The 1119-nt window shown below is 50.9% G+C and carries 1 pseudogene; it reads right to left on the reverse strand.

The window, feature by feature from the left end:
* Positions 1–77: 77 nt before the first annotated feature.
* A pseudogene (locus ZBI01S_RS09370) lies at positions 78–1119 on the reverse strand (hypothetical protein); the annotation flags it as partial.

The raw sequence follows: 1119 nt of genomic DNA on the forward strand, positions 1-1119 counted from the left end.
TAGAGCACCCTGCCATGAGCACGCCGATCGCAACTGTCTGCGTGAGCACCAGACAGGATTGAACGACATGAGTGATTCTAGTCTTCAATTTCATCCGCGATTTGCTCAATTCCTTCTCGATTGGTTTCATACCCTTCGGAGATCTTTGTGTGCGCACCAAACATCCCTTCATCTTCAACAGGGATGATCACATTCTCAAACTCCGTAAGTTTATGCGGCGTGCGATACCCAAACCCGTCAAGAATGTTGATCGCATCTCCCCTATATTGAATGTGCGTGTATTCTGCACGAGGATCCGCTACCCAGAAATTACCAACATAGGACCCACCACCAGAGATGTTCTCATCGTAAACAACACCTTGAGCCTCCGAAATACTGAGCTTCGTTTCACCCGCACTATGCCCAATACCAACGTACTCAGTCGCTTCGCCATAGTCTTCCAGCAACATGTCTTCAGCCAAACGCTGCACTTTATCGGCACGTTCTGCCATCTCGCTCTCGACACTGTTTGCGCCATCACCGACCCAAGTTGACCAGGGCCCATCCTTGATCGTAAAAACGACAGCATCTTGACCACTTCGGTCGAGAGCCGTCACAAGCCCATCTCCAAAGCTCGTGATTCCGTTTGCGAACGACTCCATGGTTGTACCCGTCCCAGGAACAAAAATCGCAGCATGATCCGGAGGGGATGACTTCTCATCACTCGCCGAGAAAGAGATGTCACCGCTCGCCATGATAATCCGATCATTATCAGGATCAAACAGAATGGCCTGGTCACCCGCCGCAATTCCCTCAGCCACTCGCAGATTTGCTCGAATCTCTTTTAGCTCTTCGAGTCGATGCTCGGCGTCTTCGTTTGATGAAGTAATTTCTTCACGTGTAATCCTACTATCACGCTTATCCAGCTCAGCCTCAATAGAAGCAATTTCGGATTCTAGGTTCGGATGCTCTCTCTTGATGCGATCAATGTAGTTCTGAGCAGTTCGCTCATTGGCCTTGACGCGAACCGGAAACGGGATCCCCGACAAATTCCCCACGATTTCCGGAAACTCGCGGATGAGGTGCTGCTGACGCCCCGCATCCAACGACTCCCAATACGCACGCACCTGTGCCGCTGGT

It is taken from the genome of [Zimmermannella] bifida NBRC 103089 (assembly GCF_001570925.1).
Classification (GTDB): domain Bacteria; phylum Actinomycetota; class Actinomycetes; order Actinomycetales; family Microbacteriaceae; genus Gulosibacter; species Gulosibacter bifidus.